This is a genomic window from Flavobacterium tagetis, assembly GCF_016735615.1.
Taxonomy (GTDB): Bacteria; Bacteroidota; Bacteroidia; order Flavobacteriales; family Flavobacteriaceae; genus Flavobacterium; species Flavobacterium tagetis.
Map to the genome: position 1 here is coordinate 72,860 of NZ_JAERSF010000005.1, position 19,618 is coordinate 92,477.

The 19,618-nt window shown below is 33.0% G+C and carries 11 protein-coding genes; 6 read left to right on the plus strand and 5 right to left on the minus strand.

Annotated features, from left to right (window positions below):
- Nucleotides 1-5: 5 nt before the first annotated feature.
- Nucleotides 6-758 (minus strand): SDR family oxidoreductase, encoded by a 753-nt coding sequence (locus JI750_RS20285; RefSeq protein ID WP_202006248.1) that lies wholly within the window; start codon nt 756-758, stop codon nt 6-8.
- A gap of 227 nt (nt 759-985) precedes the next feature.
- Between JI750_RS20285 and JI750_RS20290 the strand changes: the two genes are divergently transcribed.
- Entirely contained in the window at nt 986-3,355 is a 2,370-nt protein-coding gene (locus tag JI750_RS20290) for a GAF domain-containing protein (RefSeq protein ID WP_202006249.1), read from the plus strand.
- Nucleotides 3,356-3,560: 205 nt separating this feature from the next.
- Here JI750_RS20290 and JI750_RS20295 read toward each other — a convergent pair whose 3' ends face one another.
- Nucleotides 3,561-4,748: a Pycsar system effector family protein gene (locus tag JI750_RS20295; RefSeq protein WP_202006250.1), complete on the minus strand. Its 1,188-nt coding sequence runs from the start codon at nt 4,746-4,748 to the stop codon at nt 3,561-3,563.
- A gap of 26 nt (nt 4,749-4,774) precedes the next feature.
- On the opposite strand from JI750_RS20295, the gene JI750_RS20300 reads away from it, so the two are divergent.
- A complete protein-coding gene (locus JI750_RS20300) occupies nt 4,775-8,506 on the plus strand; it encodes a metallophosphoesterase (RefSeq protein WP_202006251.1) in 3,732 nt (1,243 codons plus the stop codon).
- A gap of 139 nt (nt 8,507-8,645) precedes the next feature.
- Here JI750_RS20300 and JI750_RS20305 read toward each other — a convergent pair whose 3' ends face one another.
- On the minus strand, nt 8,646-9,503 hold the full coding sequence (locus tag JI750_RS20305; protein WP_202006252.1) for an SdiA-regulated domain-containing protein: 858 nt from the start codon (nt 9,501-9,503) through the stop codon (nt 8,646-8,648).
- Between the two features lie 98 nt (nt 9,504-9,601).
- Nucleotides 9,602-10,654 carry a hypothetical protein gene (locus JI750_RS20310; protein WP_202006253.1) on the minus strand — a complete coding sequence of 351 codons (1,053 nt, stop codon included), beginning with the start codon at nt 10,652-10,654 and terminating at the stop codon, nt 9,602-9,604.
- A gap of 106 nt (nt 10,655-10,760) precedes the next feature.
- On the opposite strand from JI750_RS20310, the gene JI750_RS20315 reads away from it, so the two are divergent.
- From JI750_RS20315 to JI750_RS20330, 4 genes are all read left to right on the plus strand, one after another.
- Entirely contained in the window at nt 10,761-11,672 is a 912-nt protein-coding gene (locus JI750_RS20315; protein WP_202006254.1) for an ABC transporter ATP-binding protein, read from the plus strand.
- A 3-nt stretch (nt 11,673-11,675) separates the two neighbouring features.
- On the plus strand, nt 11,676-12,512 hold the full coding sequence (locus JI750_RS20320; protein ID WP_202006255.1) for an ABC transporter permease: 837 nt from the start codon (nt 11,676-11,678) through the stop codon (nt 12,510-12,512).
- A gap of 13 nt (nt 12,513-12,525) precedes the next feature.
- Entirely contained in the window at nt 12,526-14,877 is a 2,352-nt protein-coding gene (locus tag JI750_RS20325) for a T9SS type B sorting domain-containing protein (protein ID WP_202006256.1), read from the plus strand.
- A 165-nt stretch (nt 14,878-15,042) separates the two neighbouring features.
- Nucleotides 15,043-17,517 carry a T9SS type B sorting domain-containing protein gene (locus JI750_RS20330; protein ID WP_202006257.1) on the plus strand — a complete coding sequence of 825 codons (2,475 nt, stop codon included), beginning with the start codon at nt 15,043-15,045 and terminating at the stop codon, nt 17,515-17,517.
- 198 nt (nt 17,518-17,715) lie between these two features.
- On the opposite strand, the gene typA is transcribed toward JI750_RS20330, so the two are convergent.
- On the minus strand, nt 17,716-19,512 hold the full coding sequence (gene typA / locus JI750_RS20335) for a translational GTPase TypA (protein WP_111378311.1): 1,797 nt from the start codon (nt 19,510-19,512) through the stop codon (nt 17,716-17,718).
- Nucleotides 19,513-19,618 lie beyond the last annotated feature (106 nt).

A 19,618-nucleotide genomic window follows, 5' to 3' on the forward strand; every position in this document is an offset into this window, starting at 1 on the left:
AAAAATTATAACACTGTGTTTACGATAAGTCCGCCGTCAACCACAATTTCAGATCCAGTAATAAATGAAGCATCATCTGAAGCTAAGAAACTAACTGTTTTTGCAACTTCAGCAGATTGTCCAAAACGTTTTAATAAAATCTTTTCGCCTAAAGCAGATCCTAATCCCTCTACTTCTTCTTTTTCTAAACCAACTTTTCCATACAATGGTGTTTCAATTGGACCAGGAGAAACCGCGTTTACTCTAATTTTTCTTGAAGCCAATTCTACAGCAAAAACTTTATTTAAAGATAGTACTGCTGCTTTACTCGCTGCATAAACGCTAGAATTTGGCATTCCGACATGAGCATTTACAGAAGTATTAAATATAATTGAACCGCCGTCATTTAAAATTGGAAGCACTTTTTGAACAGTAAAATAAACTCCTTTAACATTGACATTCATAATACTGTCATAATGATCTTCTGAAGCAGAATCTACTGGCGCAAAAGCTGCAATTCCTGCATTTAAGAATAAAATATCTACTTTCCCGAATTTTGTTTTTACTTCTTCAACTAAATTATCTATTGATTTTAAATCAGATTGATCAGCCACAATTCCTGTAACATTCAATTCTGTTTCTGCTTTTGCCAAAGCTTCTTTATTTCTTCCTGTTACAATTACTTTTGCTCCTTTTGATACTAAATCAGCAGCTGCTGCGTATCCAATTCCGCTGTTTCCCCCTGTCACGATTGCTACTTTGTTTTCTAAATTTTTCATTGTTATTTGTTTTTAAGTTATTGATTATTCAATCATTATGGTACAAAGATATAATAACGGAACGATCGTTCCGTTATTATTGATGTTAATTTTTTGTTAAAACAAAAATTACCGTTCTCACTGCCTTTATTTAGTAGGCAATCAGTTATTTAACTATAGACGAAAGAAATTACAAAATGTCGTACATTCTTAATTTATGCTTAATTTTGCATTAAAAAATAACTCAGATGGATATTCAATTTTTTAAAGAAAGTCCTTTTACCACTATAATTTCATTTCATAAGCTTATTGAATCTTTTGAAGAAATTGCCCAATCAGACGTTGATTACAGATCAAATTATGCCAAGGCGATTTTAGAACAAATTGAATTAATTCCGGAACTTAGGACTGGAATCCAGGATTATTCGGTTATCAAAAAAAATGAAGCTTTAATCAAAAATATTTTAGCCGATTTATTCCCAACTGCATTGACGCACAATGAGATAAAAGCGGTTACCATTCCATTTCAAAATATCTCCTTTAATTATACAGAGCGTTTCAAAAAAATCTTGAAAAATGCAGGAGACGAATTTTATATGGAAATTCGTGATTTTAGCGATCATCAATTCTACATCAATAACTGTTGTTTAATTTTGAGCAGTTATTACAAACAGCATATTGATTTCAATCAGCCGTTTTTCTATGACATTCCAAATGAAAATGGAATTGAAAAACATTATCGCATTTTGTACAATGCTGATTTCATGGAAATTATTCCGACTGAAAACGCTGTTCCGCTAACTCAAGAAGATATCGATCAATTATTAGATAATTACAACGATATAAATTTATGGAAATCCAAATTCCCAAAAGGAAGCTGGATTTTAAGAGGTTTCGGTATTGTTTCATTATTTGATGCTACCACAGAAAGTGCTATTTCTATATTGAAAAGCAATCTCTTGAAACCTGGTCCAAAAACAGTTACAACTGGTGAAGAGGTTTCTAATATTTTTCAGTCGATTTTTAATCTTCCAAATTTGAAAGTCGGATTTATTATTTACAATCCTGAAGAAGAAAAATTCATGAGACCAGCAAAATACGAAAATCAGATGAAGAGCTTTTTGCTTTCAGCTGATCAGGAAGTAGATTGTAAAAATGCCTTTTTTGGATGTTCTTTCGAAAATCTATTAGATAAAAAGGAGCCTTTTGTTATTCCTAATGTTACCAAATTCACCGAAGAACAAACAAATAAAAAACTTGGTGAGCATTTACTTTCGCAAGGTATTCACAGCTGCATATTTGCACCAGTTATAAAAAACGGGCATTTATTAGGCGTTGTAGAATTAGTTTCTCAAAATACACGAGATCTAAATAGTGTAAATGCTACAAAATTAGATTTGGTTCTGCCATACCTAACCGATACTATTGATCGTGTTAATACCGACATGCAGCATCAGATTGAAGCGATTATTCAGCGTGAATACACTACAATTCATCCGAGTGTCTATTGGAAATTTAAAAGAGAATCTCAGAACTATTTTCAAAATATGAATCATACTAAAGATTATATTTTTAAAGAAATTGTTTTTAAAAATGTATATCCGCTGTATGGACAAATTGATATTAAAGGCTCTTCTGAACATCGTAATGAAACGGTAAAAATTGATTTAAAAAGTCAATTGACTGCTCTTATGGAAATTTTTGATAACCAAGAAGAAAACTCAAATCTAGTTCTTCTGGAACAAAGAAAATTTGAATTGGAATCTCTTCGAAGCGAATTGGATTATCCATTAAAAGCAGATACCGAACAACATATACAGCGCTATATCGAAGAAGAAATTCATCCGATATTAAAAAATACTAAAAGCAATCCTAAGTCTGAAAAGTTAGAAAAAATTTACTTTGATAGTCTGGACGAAAAAACAGGAATGTTTTATCAGGAAAGAAAGAAATTTGACAATGCCATGTCGATTATCAATAAAAGATTGGCTACGGTATTAGATAGAAAACAAGTTGAAGCTCAGCAGATTTATCCGCATTACTACGAGCGCTTTAAAACAGATGGTGTTGAACACAACTTATATATAGGAGCTTCAATTTCGCCAACAAAACCATTCGATATTATGTATCTGCACAATCTTCGTTTGTGGCAATTGCAGACTTTATGCGAAATGGAACTGGAACACCACGAACTTAAAGAGTCTCTGCCATACGAATTGGATGTTACTTCATTAATTCTAGTTTTTAGTTCTGCACTTTCTATCCGTTTCAGAATGGACGAAAAACGTTTTGATGTAGACGGAACTTACAATGCGAGATATGAAGTCGTGAAAAAACGAATTGACAAATCGCATATTAAAGGAACAAACGAAAGAATTACTGAAAAAGAGAAAATTACAATTGTATATTCTCAAAATAGCGAAGAAGCAGAATATTTAAAATACATTAAATATCTGCAGCACAAGAAAGTTCTTGAACCTTCAATAGAGCAATTTGAAGTGGAAGATCTTCAGGGAGTTTCTGGTTTGAGAGCGATTCGTGTGAAAGTAATCAACAATAATTCGAATCCAGGAATTAAAAAAATAACCTATCAGGATTTACTAGATGAGCTCAACTAAATAGTTGAGCTTTTTTTATTCTTTAAACACATAGAAACATAGATTTTGAAACTTAAAAAAGGCGTTTCACTTGCATCAATACACATAGCTATGTGTGAGAAACTAGTTTCTTTCGTTATTACTTAAAAATAAAGAAAAAACTATGTCTCTATGTGTTTAAAAACATTTCTGTAAAAGTTTTAAACTCTGACAAAGTTCTCTAAATCTAGATTGATTTAAACGCAATCACAAACGCAATAACCGTTATGATAATTCCGAACATAAAAAAGTTATAAGCAATTCGGAGTAAATTATATTTTCGCTGTAAAACCAATCCCAAGTAATACAAATCTTTGATCATGGTTGAGTATAGATAATCACGATCTTTCATCATTTCGTTCATTGCCCAATCATAATCTTCGAGAGGCATTTTGTAGAAATTTCCGAAAAACATCAGATTCACTTTTTTAGCTTCAACATCGTCTCTCGTAAAAAAACCAGAAGTTACTTTTGGACGTGTCGAAAGAATGGCAAAAATAATTGTAATCACACTCGACATCAGCATAATAAACGTCGGCACAACCAAATGCGCATTTTTTGGACTGTCTAATTTTGGAATAATAGACGATAAAGCAATCGAGATGATAATTGCATTTACAGACAATAAAATATTGGCTTTACTATCAGCAATTCCGCTTAAACGCGTGTGATTCCCGAGAGTGACACGGAATAGAGTATCAATTCCGCGATCTGGTTTTTCAGCTTTTTCAGCTTTCTCTTTCTTTTTATTTTCTTCTTCGAGTGCAGCGGCAGCTTTCAATTCCTGTTTGTTTATTTTTTTCTGAATTAATAATAGATTTTTTTCTTTCAGGGGCTGCCATTTTCTCAACGCATAATCTGTATAAAATCTGTGTTTATTCAATAAAAAATTAAGGTTTTCTCTAGTCCATTCTTCATTAGAGAAACTCACAATTCCTGCATTTTTTAATTCCAAACGCAGTAATTCGCAAGTTGTGGCATATTCAGCTCCCATCAAATGAGCATAATCTGCATCTCTGATGATTTTTTCTAAGTGCGTTCTAGGTTCATATTCTTTAACTGTAGCCAAAATTAAACTTGAAACTAGAGCTATAAATTCTTCCGATTTTCCTTTTTCTCGCAAAAAGTCAGCAGCGATTTCAGTACTTTTCTTTTCATGATTTTCATATCCTTCGATGTATCCCGTATCATGAAACCATGCAGCAATCAAAAGTGCTTCCTTATCCTCACCGCTTACATCTTCTTTTTTGCAAAGTTCTTTAACTGCAGTAACAACTGTAAAAGTATGATTAAAATTATGGTAAGAATATAAATTAGAAAGTTTATCTTTGAGTAAATTACTCACGAAATCTTCGGATTGTTCTATTAGATTCATAAAGAATATTTTTATACCACTAAATTATGAAATTGTTTTTGGATAATCATTTTATTGCTAAGATTAAAAACTGTTTATTAGCAATAATGGCACTATTCATCGTTTATTCCTGTGCAACGCGCAAACCTCAATACGGAAAAAATGTTAGTGCCAACGAAACAGAAAACGCAACAGATACCATAAAAATTGCACATACCTTTTTCCTTGTTGGTGATGCTGGAAATGCTGATGAAGAACAGGCGCAGCAAACTCTGGAACTTCTGCATCAAAAGCTTAAGAAAGCAAGCAAAAAATCAACACTTCTTTTCTTAGGTGACAACATTTACCCGAAGGGTTTCCCTAGCGATAAGCATCCAGAAGACAAGGCTTTAGCAGAGACCAAACTAACTAATCAATTAAAATTGACTGAAGGCTATAAAGGAAAAACAGTTGTAATTCCTGGAAATCATGATTGGTATAGCGGCATCAAAGGCCTAGAACGTCAGGCTGATTTTGTAACGAAATATTTAAATGATAAAAAAGGTTTTCTTCCGAGAAAATCGTGTCCGATTGAAAATGTAAAAATAGACAGCACGACTACTTTGATAGCTGTTGATAGTGAATGGTTTCTTGAAGACTGGAATGATCACCCAACTATCAATGATAATTGCGAAATTAAAACCAGAGAAGCTTTTTTTGAAGAGCTTGAAGGTCTTTTAAACAAAAATCAAGAAAAGACAGTGGTTTTAGCCATTCACCACCCGTTATTAAGTAACGGAACACATGGCGGACAATTTTCATTAGAAAAACAATTATTTCCTTTAGAGCAAAAAATTCCGCTTCCAGTAATTGGTTCGTTTATTAATTTATTGCGAAAAACTTCTGGCGTAAATCCGCAGGACATTCAAAACAAACAATATACGATTTATGCTAAAAGAATTAAAACGCTTTTGCAAAAGCAGAAAAATGTAATTGTAGTTTCTGGTCACGATCATAATCTGCAATATATCAGCAAAGAAAATATTCAGCAGATTATCAGTGGCGCAGGATCAAAATCGGAAGCTGCTAGAGCGATTAGTCCGTATGATTTTTCATATGGCGGAAATGGTTATGCAACACTAACTATGTTTAAAAGCGGAGATGCAAAAGTTTCTTTCTATGGAAATGAAAACGGCAAAGAAAAGCTACTTTTTGAACGTGAAATTATAAAGGCCAAAGAAATTAACTGGGCTTCAGATATTCCGAATAAGTTTCCAGCAAAAGTGACTACTTCGATTTATTCTCCAAAAATGACACAAAAAGGTGCATTCCACAGATTTTTATTCGGTCAGCATTATAGAAAATATTATAGTATGCCAATTGAAGCTACAACTGCTACGGTTGATACTTTAAAAGGAGGTTTAAAACCTATTCGCGAAGGCGGAGGACATCAATCTGTTTCTTTGAGAATGTCTGATCCTCAAGGGCGTGAATATATCATGCGTGCGATGAAAAAAAGTGCGACCGTATTTTTGCAGTCGGTGGCTTTTAAAGATCAATATGTGGTAAATGAATTTGAAAAGACCTACGCTGAGGATTTCTTATTTGATTTTTACACGACTTCTCATCCTTATTCTTCTTTCGCTATCGGAAGCATGTCTGATCAAATTGGACTTAGACATACTAATCCAATTTTATACTATATTCCTAAGCAAAATGGTTTGGGTGAATTTAATGCGAGTTTTGGAGACCAATTATATATGGTTGAAGAAAGACCCGCAGATAATCATCTTGATGGTAAAAATTTCGGAAAACCAAGCAACATCATCGGAACTGATGATATGATGCTGAATCTTCATAAAGATGAAAAATATACTGTTGATGAAAAAGAATATATCAAAGCGCGTTTGTTTGATATTCTTTTAGGAGATTGGGATCGTCACAGTGATCAATGGCGTTGGGCTGAATACAAAGAAGATGGAAAAGTAATTTACAGACCAATTCCGCGTGACCGTGATCAGGCTTTTGTAAAATACGACGGCGCTTTGCTTTCACTTATAATGAATATGCCTCCTCTTCGTCATATGCGAACTTTTAAAGGAGACAGAATCAATGTTAAATGGCTTGGAAGAGAACCTTACCCAATGGATTTGGCATTTCTAAAAACTGCTGGAGAAAAAGAATGGGTTGAACAAGCCAAATACATTCAGGAAAACTTGACAGATTCAGATATCGATTTGGCTTTCAAAAATATGCCAAAAGAAGTTCAAGACGAAACAGTTGATGAAATCAAGACAAAACTAAAAAGCAGAAAAAAAGATCTCCAAAAATATGCTCGTGAGTATTCTGATGTGCTAGATAAAACCGTTATGATTGCGGGAACAGACAAAAAAGACAAGTTTGTTTTAAATCATAATGTAAAGAAAGGAATTGAAATTCAGGTTTTCAGAATTAAAAAAGAAGGCGATGAATTGCTTTACACTAAAAACGTAACAGATGATAAAACCAAAAATCTTTGGATTTACGGACTAGACGATAATGATGTTTTTGAAGTAAAAGGAAACGAAAAATCTAGCATTAAAATTCGTTTGATCGGAGGTCAAAACAATGATACTTATAACATTGAAAATGGAAGAAAGGTTATCGTTTACGATTTCAAATCAAAAGAAAACACATACAATCTCGATTCTAAAACACAAACACAGCTTACAGACGATTACGAAGTTAATGCCTATAATTACGAAAGACCAAAATATAATGTAGTTTCTGGCCTTCCAAATATTGGATATAATCCTGATGATGGGGTAAAAATGGGAGTTAATGTAAATTATACCGTTAATAATTTCAAACAAAATCCGTACACGCAAAGACATATTTTTAATGCTTTCTACTATTTTGCGACTGGTGGTTTAGAATTTAATTATGCAGCACACTTCCCTGGTTTATTAGGAAAATGGGTTATTGATGTCGAATCATTATATACGACTCCTAACTTTGCCATGAACTATTTTGGTTACGGAAATGAATCTCAATACGACGATGATTTAGGAATGGATTACAATCGTGTTCGTATTAGAAAATTTAATGCTTCGGGTGCCATTCGTCACGTTGGACGCTATGGAAGTGAATTTAGCATTCAACCCATTTTCCAGAGAATGACCGTTGAAGATACTGAAAACAGATATATCAATATTCCAGGAATTGTAAATCCTGATGTATTTGACAGTCAGAATTTTGGAAGCTTAAAAGTTAAATATGTATTTAAAAATTCAGATTTTACTGCGAAACCAACTTTAGGAATGTATTTTATGATTGCAGGAACTTGGACGACAAATCTTGACGAAACAAAAAAGAATTTTCCAACGCTTGAAAGTATCTTAGGATTTACTCACAAAATTGATCACAACGGAAAACTGATATTGGCTACTTACGTAAAAGGAAAAGCTATTTTTAATAATAATTATGAATTCTACCAAGGTGCTTCTTTAGGTGGTGATACCGATTTGAGAGGTTATAGAAATGAGCGTTTTTTAGGAAGTTCGTATTTCTCTCAAAGCTCTGATCTGCGTTTAAGCATTGGGAAAATCCGCAAAACAATTGTTCCTTTTACGTATGGAATTTTAGGTGGTTTTGACTACGGTAGAGTTTGGCTTGATGGCGAAGATTCTAAAAAATGGCATCAAGATTACGGCGGCGGACTTTGGCTGAATGCCATAAATGTTATTACGGCAAGAATCTCTTATTTCAAATCTCCTGACGAAATTGGAAGGGTGATTTTTGGAGCGGCATATAGCTTTTAAAAAAAGTTGCTAAGATGCTGAAATGCTAAGGTTCTAAGTTTTTTAGCTCTGAGTTTAAAAAAAATAGCCACGAATTCACGAATTTAAATTAAATCATTCGTGAATTCGTGGCTAACTTTTTTCTTTAAAACTTAGAATCTTAGAGTCTAAACTCATAAACCTTTCCTCCTATTTTGTTCGTTTTTTCGTCTGCTATAAGTAAGGTGTTGTTGTCTTTAAAAACGATAGCTTCTTTTTGTGAGAAGTGATTTAAGCTTAATTCCGTTTGAGTTCCTTTATGATATAAATCTCCTTTGAAGTTTTTAAACAAAAGCACTTTATCATGGCTTAATAAAGCTACTTTTTTTCCGTCAGGACTTATTGTTGCACTGGTCAGCACACAATGATTGTAATTATTGCAAGTTTTAAATTCTCCAATTTTAACTGCTTTTTGAGTTCCTGCAGCATTTTTTATTTTGTATATAAAAGCTGTTCCGTCAAAACCTTTACTTCTATTTTTGGTAAAAAGATAAAAATAACCTCCTTGTTCAAAAAAACCTTCAACATCGAAAAACATTTCTTTTTTCTTTGGTGGAAATTCTTTTTGCTCGGGATACGAAAATGAAATTTTATATTCAGCTTTAGCTAAATCATTATTCAATTGATTTTTTGCGACTTTATAAATACACAAATCTCTTCTTTCGTTATCATTATTTCCAAAATCTCCAATGTAGATGTTTCCAGCTTTATCTTTTGTAATGTCTTCCCAATCGACATTTGTAGCATTAGAAATCGTGATTGCTTTAGCTAATTTACCTTTAGAATCAAGGGCATAAATAGCATTTTTATTTCCACTGTCTTCTAAAGTATAAAGCGTTTGCGTTTCGGGAAAGTAAGTTATTCCAGAAACTTCTTTTAATTTTTTCGGAAGCGAATAAAGTTCTTTTAAATCAGAACCAGATTGTTTCTGGCAAGCTAATAAAACTATAGAAACAACTACTAAAAAAGATTTTTTCATAATATTATTTTTTATTTTGCCACAGATTAAGAGGATTATAATGATTAAAAATCCTTTTAATCTGTAAATCCCGATAACTACCGGGAGTGGCTAAAACTTTAAACTAAGTTAGTGTTTTTAAAATTACGTGTAATAAATTCAAAAGCAGCATGCATGACATGTCCCATCGATTTTGCGTTTTTGAATTTCATATCGTTTGTATAGCGGTATAATTCCATTTTTAATTGCAGTAAATGTTCCTGCGTTGAAATGGTATCGTGGCACATAATGTTCAGCAATTTTTTGATTCTCGTTTCAGCTGAATGAATACGTTTTGCTAAAATCGCCCTTTCTTCATCTTTATACTGAATAATCGAACGATCTTCTAATTTCTCTTTAATCAATTGAATCATCGGGAAATTTTCTTTGAAAAACTGCGGGCGATACACTTTAAAATTTCCTTCGTAACATTGCTGGTCAAAATCGATCGGGCGAATTTTATACACTACCTGATCAAAATCGTGAATTGGAACAATAACATAATTATACGCTCTCATGTCACCTAAAAGTCGAATCATACAGCGCTCATTAAACTTGACAAACTCTTTAGCAATTTGAGCTTTTTCCATTTCACTGCATTTATCAAGGAGCGTATCCATAAAAACGTCACCAGGAATTCCGATAATATGTTCTTCGATCAAAGTGTCTTTATAAACCAAAAAATTGATTTTATCTGGCGAAAGAATATCTTCCAATTCTAATCCGTAAATACGAGAAGCATCGGCTTTTTTGATATAAAAATGAACATAGTTGTCATTTAGAATATTTCGAACCTTAATCCTGAAAGGTTTCGAATTTCCAAACGTACAATAATCAATTGCATCGACATTCAAGTATTGAATAATTTCGCTATTTCCATCAGAATGCAGAAGCGAGTATATTTTCTTTAAATTTAAATCAATTTCATTACGTTCAAATTCGCCGTAATATACCCTAATCCAAAGCGTGTCTGTATCATATTTGTCGTAAACATTTATAGAGCCCGAAAAACGAAGCAAGTCATCATAAAACACAGAAACTTTAGAAATACGCTCGTATCGTTCTAAATAACTTAAAAGTGGCTGTGTTAAAGGGTATGACGGTTTTTTTAAAACCATTAAAGGTTCGCTCATTTTGAATATCTTTATTACAAATTTACATCAATACGATTTAAAGTTAGAATTTAAAGTAACAAAAATCAACTTGGCTCGTCATACTAAAAACTAAAACCAGAAAAATTTGGAAACCATATTAACCATTGAGAATTTAAGCAAAAGATACGGTCGAATTCAGGCTTTAAAAAATGTATCTTTTCAAATACAAAAAGGTCGTGTTTATGGCATTCTAGGGCCAAACGGCAGCGGAAAATCGACTACATTAGGAATTGTATTGAATGTTGTTAATAAATCGTCTGGCAGTTATCGCTGGTTTGATGGCAATGTTGAGACTCATGACGCGTTGAAAAAAGTGGGCGCTATTATAGAAAGACCTAATTTCTATCCGTACATGACGGCCGAGCAAAACTTAAAATTGGTTTGCAAAATCAAAAACATTAACTATTCTAAAGTCAATGAAAAACTGGAATTAGTAGGTTTGAGCGAAAGAAAAGACAGCAAATTCAGCACTTTTTCATTAGGAATGAAACAGCGTCTGGCAATTGCATCGGCGCTTTTAAATGATCCGGAAATTTTAATTCTAGACGAACCAACGAACGGATTAGATCCACAGGGAATTCATCAAATTCGCGATATTATTAAAAAAATTGCTTCGCAAGGAACAACTATTTTACTTGCTTCGCATTTATTGGACGAAGTAGAAAAAGTATGTTCGCAGGTAATTGTCCTGAGAAAAGGCGAAGTTTTATATTCTGGTTCTGTTGACGGAATGTCTTCAAATGAAGGTTTCTTCGAAGTGCAATCAAATGATAATTTAGTTTTAAAATCTGCTTTACAAGAACATCCTGCTGTAGATAGAATTTCTGAAGAAGATGGAAAAGTTCTGGTTTACTTAAAATCTGATTTATCCGCTTCAGAATTAAATCACTTTTTATTTTCTAAAAACATTGTTTTAAGCCATTTAGTAAAACGCAAAAACAGTCTAGAAGCTCAATTTTTAGAATTAACCAAAAATGCCATCGCTCAAAAAAACTAAACCATGAAAAGACTTCTCTCTATAGAATTGCAAAAAATCTGGATGAACAAAGCCAGTAAAATATTAACTCTAACTTATTTTATATTACTTTCTTTTATAGCTTTAATTGCTGTAATAAAATTTGACATAGGCCCATTCAAATTTCATTTGGCAGAAATGGGAATCTTTAATTTTCCGTTTATCTGGCATTTCAACACTTATGTTGCTGCTTGGATGAAATTCTTTCTAGCCATTGTAATTGTTTCGATGATGGCCAATGAATATAGCTATGGAACTTTAAAACAAAATCTAATTGATGGTCTTAGCAAAAAAGAATTTATTCTATCTAAATTCTTAACTGTTGTTTTATTTGCTTTTGTTTCTACCGTTTTTGTTTTTGTAATGAGTTTAATTTTAGGATTTTGCTTTTCTTCTTACACCGAATTTGGTATTGTTTTTAGCGACTTAGATTATCTTTTAGCCTTTTTTGTAAAATTGATTGGATTCTTTTCTTTCTGTTTATTTTTAGGAATCTTAGTAAAACGTTCTGCTTTTGCATTAGGTTTCCTTTTGGTTTGGAACATTCTTGAAGGTATTATTAAAGGTATTTTGGCATTTAAAGTTTTTCCTGATAGCAACACTAATCAAAAAATTATGCAATTTTTCCCATTAGAAGCCATGTCTAATTTAATTGTCAATCCAGGCCCGAGATTATCTGTTGTCAAAAACATTGGCACACAAATGGGAATAGAAACTGATGCTGATTTTAGCGTTGATTATTTTGCTGTTTTAATCGTTTTAATTTGGACTTTTCTGTTTATTTATTTTTCTTACAAATTATTAAAAAATAGAGATTTGTAGTATATTTGCTACTATGAGTCCTTCAAGAGTTTTATTTATAATTTTTATTTTGTGCTGTTTTTGCAATCGAATCAGCGCACAGAATATTTCTGTCAATTCCACAATAACTCCAACAGATTTAATTCAGAATGTTTTAATAAATAGTTCTTGTATTGAAACTAATACTGTAAATGCAACAGGAAACCCAACTCCAAACCAGCAGAGTTATGGTTCTTTTACTGCAGGTGCAAACTTTCCATTTTCCAGCGGAATAGTGTTAAGCACTTCACCAAGTAAAAATGCAGAAGGTCCTTTTGTTCAGCAAAACTCTAAAGGAGTACAAGTCCAAGGATGGAATGGTGACTCCGACCTTAATCAAGCTCTAGGCATTAACAATAGCACACAGGCTACAGTTTTGGAATTTGATTTCGTAGCTCTTACTAATTCAATAAGTTTCAATTATATTTTTGCTTCAAATGAATATCAGAATAATTTCCCATGCATTTATTCAGACGGATTTGCTTTCTTGATTAAAGAAGTGGGAAGCAGTGAACCTTACAAAAATCTTGCAGTTTTACCCAACTCTACAACAGCGGTTTCTGCCACAACAGTTCACCCTAAAATTAATACCATAAATGGCAGCGGCGGAGAACCTTTGATTGGATGTGAAGCTGTTAATGAAAACTACTTTAATGGATACAATACATCTTCTAGCCCAATTAATTATGCAGGTCAGACTGTAGTAATGAACGTTTCTACAGATGTTGTTCCAAATAAAAAATACCACTTAAAATTGGTTATTGCCGATGATGCCACAAGACAATACAACTCGGCAGTTTTTATTGAAGCAGGAAGTTTTGTAACTAAAATAAATTTTGGAGAAGATAGAACTGTGGCGAATAATAATCCTGTTTGTTTTGGAGAAAATTATGTTTTGGATACGAATATAAGTTCACCAAATTATACATTTAAATGGTTCAAAAAAGACGCTTCCAACAATTATGTTCAAATTCCAGGAGCGACAGCTTCATCTTATGCCGTGCAAACAACAGGTATGTATAAAGTAGAAGCTACTTTAGGAACCACAACATGTGTATCAATTGGCGAAATTACAGTCGAATTTTCATCAGAAATTCCATCAACAGATACTTCTTTATTACAATGTGATGATGACACGGACGGCATCACCATTTTTGATTTGACTAAAGTTGCCAATATTGTAAAAAACAACAATCCACAAATAAGCAATCAAGGATATTATGAAACTTTGGCAGATGCACAGTCAAAAACAAATCCAATTTTAAATCCGCAACGTTATACCAACAAAGCGCCGAATCAGATCGTTTTTGCGAGAATTGAAAACACTTTTGGTTGCAGTAAAATAGCTCAAATCACACTGAATATTTCTAATAATGTCATTCCAAATCAAGCTCCAGTAAAAACTTGTGATGGAGATACAATGCAAGACGGTTTATATCAATTTGATTTAGCAACAGAAGTAACTCCTCAAATTTCAGCAGGCCTGCCAACGGGATTAATATTCACTTATTTTCTAACAACCTCTGATGCAATTACAGAGACAAATCAGCTGCCGAATATTTTCAAAAATACAACGTCAAATAGCCAGACTATTTATGCACGTGCTGTTAACGGTTCTGATTGTTACGACATAACCCCTATTGAGTTGATTGTACATACTTTTGATCCGCCTAATTTTGAAGATGTAACGCAATATCTTTGCAAAGGAGACGAAATAACATTGTCTGTAGCAACTGGTTTTAGCAGTTATAATTGGTCAAACGGCAGTATAATAAATTCAACACAAGTGAATAGTGCTGGCGATTATTCTGTAACGGTAACAGACGCAAATGGATGTCAAAAAACTAAAAAATATAAAGTAATTCTCTCTGAGCCAGCGACAATTACAGGAGCAGATGTAAAAGATTTTTCTGGGACAGACAATTCTGTTAAAATTCTGTATACTGGTGTTGGAAATTATGAGTTTTCTCTGGACGGAACTGTTTTTCAAGACGATGCTACTTTCACACAAATAAGTCCGGGAGTTTATAATGCAATCATCAGAGACAAAAACGGTTGCGGTCTTTCTAATGTGGTTCAAATATATGTTTTAGATTATCCTCGTTTCTTTACTCCAAATGGAGACGGATACAATGATTTATGGGTAGTTAAAAACATTGATCAGATGCCAGATTACACTATTTCGATTTTTGATCGTTACGGAAAGTTATTAAAGCAAATGAACCAGAATGGATCAGGCTGGAATGGAATTTTTAACGGAAGAGAAATGCCATCAGATGATTATTGGTTTACTCTTTTATTTGTTAATGGAAAAAATGTAAAAGGGCATTTTAGCCTGAAGAGGTAACACTTCAAATTCTTTCTTTTTTAACAGTAACAATTAATTTAATCGTTTAATTTAACATCCCAGAAAATATATTCTACAAAAAACAAAAAACAGTCAACAAACAACAGTTCACTATTTTAAGATTTTAATTACATTATTTTTACTTTTACGTCTTACTTTAATAAGATGAATCGAGTTAAAATATTTCTGTTATTTCTAATTGTCTCCTTAAAATTTTACGGACAAAATGACTGTAAAGATTTTGTAACCGTTTGCGGCAATAACAACTTATCTGATTTGACTGCTCAAGGAGCAGGCTTAATCAAAGATTTCAAAGATATTACTCGTTGCAAAATACCCGAAGTAAGCAGTTTATGGCTAAAAGTAAACATACAGAAAGGCGGAACACTCGGATTTACTTTAACCCCAGAGAGCAGTGACTTAGGTATTGACTTTGATTTTTATGTTTTTGGTCCGAATGTATCCTGCGACAATCTAGGAGATCCTATTCGATACACATTTACGAATCCTCAACTTGCTAAACAAAGTACGAACATCACTGGCATGAGCTCAATTGCATCTGAAAGTTTTGAAGGCTTAGGTGTGCAGCAAGACTGTAAAGATATAGGAACTAATGGCGATGGCTTTGTACAGTGGCTTACTACCCAAGATAACGAAAGTTATTTTATTGTAATTTGCAGATATTCAGGAGATTCTAAATTTTCTGTAACATGGAATGGCTCCGCTAAATTATACGAGCCACCAACATTTAAGACTCCCGATCCAGGATTCATTCTTAATTCAGAAAAGTGCGACACTGATTCTGTTGATGACAATGCTACGCTTTTTGATTTAACACAAAAGATCGATGCAGTTGTACAAAATCAGCCTGATATTACAATTACCTATCATACTAATGCAAATGATGCAATACTCGGAGAAAATCCTATTATGCATCCTGAAGCTTTTAGAAATACGTCTTTGAAACAGAAAATCTACATAAGACTAACAAATTCAATAACTAAATGTTTTACTACAGCAGATTTTTCAATATCGCTCAATAATTACAAATTACAATTTCCTACTACTACATTTGATGTCTGCGATGATTCTTCTGATGGTAACGACAATAACGGTAAATCCAAATTTTATTTAAAAGATATTACTGAAACTTTTTTTCCAAATAAAAAAGATTTAAACATCAAATATTATTTAACTCAGGCAGATGCAGAAAACAATTTAAACGAATTGACTGAATTCTTTTATAACACAATTCCGGCACAGCAATTTATTTATGCAAAAGCATCCGACTCATTTTATTGCCCTACGATCAGAAAAATTACTCTTAATGTAAATCCGTTACCAGCAAAAACCTCTGCTACACTAAGACAATGCGATTCGAGCAAGAACGGAAGTGGATTAGTTTTATTCAATTTAGATCAGGCAAATTCAGAATTGACATTAGAAAACCCAAACATGGTAACTCATTTTTTCTTAAATAAAAATGATGCCGAGAATAACACAAACGCAATAGCTCCAGATTTTTACAATACAACAAATCCCCAAACATTATATGCTAGTATAACAAATTCTATCACGAAATGTTCTACAGTTGGCACTTTAACACTCAAAACGAATCCTGTTTCAATTATTGAGCACACTTTAAATCCTGTATGCGATGATGACGGAATTGAAGATGGACTGCATTTATTCGATTTGTCTGATACCGGCATAGTAACCAGCAATTTGCAAACTGTAAAATATTATAGTTCAGAAAAAGATGCTTTACTGGAGAAAGATGCAATAGAAAACATAAAAGCATATCAAAATAGAATTCCTTATAATCAAGATGTTTATGCTCGCGTAGAAGAAAATAATAACTGTCTAGAAATTCATAAAATTAATCTTGAAGTGAACAAACTCCCTAGTATTGAAACAGCAGGTTTTACAAACGTTTGCGAGGGTTCTTCTTCTTACTATGCACATTTAGAATCTGGAATTACTGAAAATAGCATAGCTAGCAACTTTAGCTACGAGTGGACAAAAGATGGAATTCAAATTCCTAATCAAATCTTACCTACATTAGACGTAAATGAAACTGGCATTTATACCGTAACAGTAAAAAACAAATTTAATTGCAGCAAGACCAGAACAATAGAAGTTACAACATCTAATAAGGCAACTATAACAAAAATTGACATTACAGATTTAACAATTAACGACTCAAATAAAATCACCGTAATTGTTACAGGAAAAGGAGAATATGAATATGCTCTTGACAATCCTAACGGTCCTTTTCAAGATTCAAACACTTTTGAAAATGTCCCAGCCGGAATCTATGAAGTCTATATTAATGATAAAAAAAATTGCGGGACAATACATAAAACTGTTGCTGTGATTGGAGCTCCGAAATTTTTCACACCAAATAATGATGGTCATAATGATTATTGGAACATTGAAGGGCTTAATACCGATGTCTACAAAAAAGCAGTTATTTTCATTTATGATCGATATGGAAAATTAATAAAACAAATTCATCCATCAGATCTAGGATGGGATGGCACATTTACAGGAAATCCTCTTCCATCAGATGATTATTGGTACACCTTAAAACTCGAAGACAACAGAGAAGCTAAAGGGCATTTTAGTTTAAAAAGATAGCACTTAAAATTTCAACTTTTTAAATTCCAAATTCCAATACTTGGCCAGAAATTTTAAATTTTCAAATTCCATTATTGATTCTGAATTTAAAAATTAAAAAAACTACTTTTAATTGTCGAAAAGAAATTTCAATTAAGTATAAAAAAATCCCAAACTCCAGATTGGAATTTGGGATTTCTATATTGAAAATTAATCTAATTAGATTTTGTATCTCTTTCTATCTGTTTCGCTTAAGTAGATTTTTCTTAAACGTAAAGATTTTGGAGTAACTTCAACATACTCATCTTTTTGGATATACTCTAAAGCTTCTTCTAATGAGAATTTGATAGCTGGAATAATTCTAGCTTTATCATCAGCTCCAGAAGAACGTACATTAGAAAGTTTTTTCGTTTTAGTAACGTTAACAGTCATATCGTCGCTACGAGTGTTTTCCCCAATTACCTGACCTTCATAGATATCCTCGTTAGGATCAACGAAGAATTTACCACGATCTTGTAATTTATCGATAGAGTAAGGAATAGCTTTTCCGTTTTCCATAGAGATTAATGAACCATTGTTACGTCCAGGAATTTCTCCTTTGTATGGTTCGTACCCGATGAAACGGTGCGCCATGATAGCTTCACCAGCAGTAGCAGTTAGCAATTGATTTCTTAAACCGATAATTCCACGAGATGGAATGTTGAATTTAATAATCATACGCTCACCTTTACCTTCCATAGAAAGCATTTCTCCTTTACGGATAGTTACAAATTCAACTGCTCTACCTGAAAGGTTCTCTGGCAAGTCGATAGTTAATTCCTCAATTGGCTCACATTTAACACCATCAACTTCTTTGATGATAACTTGTGGCTGACCAATTTGAAGCTCATATCCTTCTCTTCTCATTGTTTCAATAAGAACAGATAAGTGAAGTACACCACGACCAAAAACCATGAATTTATCAGCAGAATCAGTTTCTCCAACTTTCATCGCTAAGTTTTTCTCTAACTCTTTTGTCAATCTTTCACGGATATGACGAGAAGTAACAAATTTACCTTCTTTACCAAAGAAAGGTGAATCGTTAATTGTGAATAACATAGACATTGTTGGTTCGTCGATAGCAATTGTTTGTAAAGCTTCTGGATTTTCGAAGTCAGCGATAGTATCACCAATTTCGAATCCTTCAATACCTACAACAGCACAAATATCACCAGCAACTACTTCTTCTACTTTTCTACGGCCTAAACCTTCAAAAGTGTGTAATTCTTTAATTCTAGATTTGATGATTTTACCATCTCTTTTTACCAAAGAAATTGGCATACCTTCTTTTAAAGTTCCTCTTTCAAGACGTCCGATAGCGATACGACCTGTAAATGAAGAGAAATCTAAAGATGTAATCAACATTTGAGGAGTTCCTTCAGAAACTTTAGGAGCTGGAACATTAGCAATAACCATGTCTAATAATGGCTCAATGTTTTCTGTTTGATTTTTCCAATCATCAGACATCCAGTTGTTTTTAGCAGAACCGTAAACAGCTGGAAAATCTAACTGCTCTTCAGTAGCACCTAATTCAAACATTAAGTCAAAAACTTTCTCATGAACTTCTTCAGGAGTACAGTTTTCTTTATCAACTTTATTGATAACAACGCATGGCTTCAAACCTAAGTCAATAGCTTTTTGCAATACGAAACGCGTTTGTGGCATTGGCCCTTCAAAAGCATCTACTAGCAAACATACACCATCGGCCATGTTCAATACACGTTCTACTTCACCTCCAAAATCGGCGTGGCCAGGAGTGTCGATAATATTGATTTTTGTTCCTTTATATTGAACCGATACGTTTTTAGAAGTAATTGTAATACCTCTTTCGCGCTCTAAATCATTATTATCTAAGATTAAATCACCTGTGTTTTCGTTCTCACGAAATAACTGACAGTGATACATAATTTTATCAACCAAAGTTGTTTTACCGTGATCGACGTGGGCAATAATTGCAATGTTTCTAATAGATTCCATCTGTGATTTTTAATGGGCGCAAAGGTACACTTTATTTTTTAAAAAAAAATGTTTCTGCCATAGTTTGCGTATATACAATCAATTAGTTAATACAAATCATAAAAAT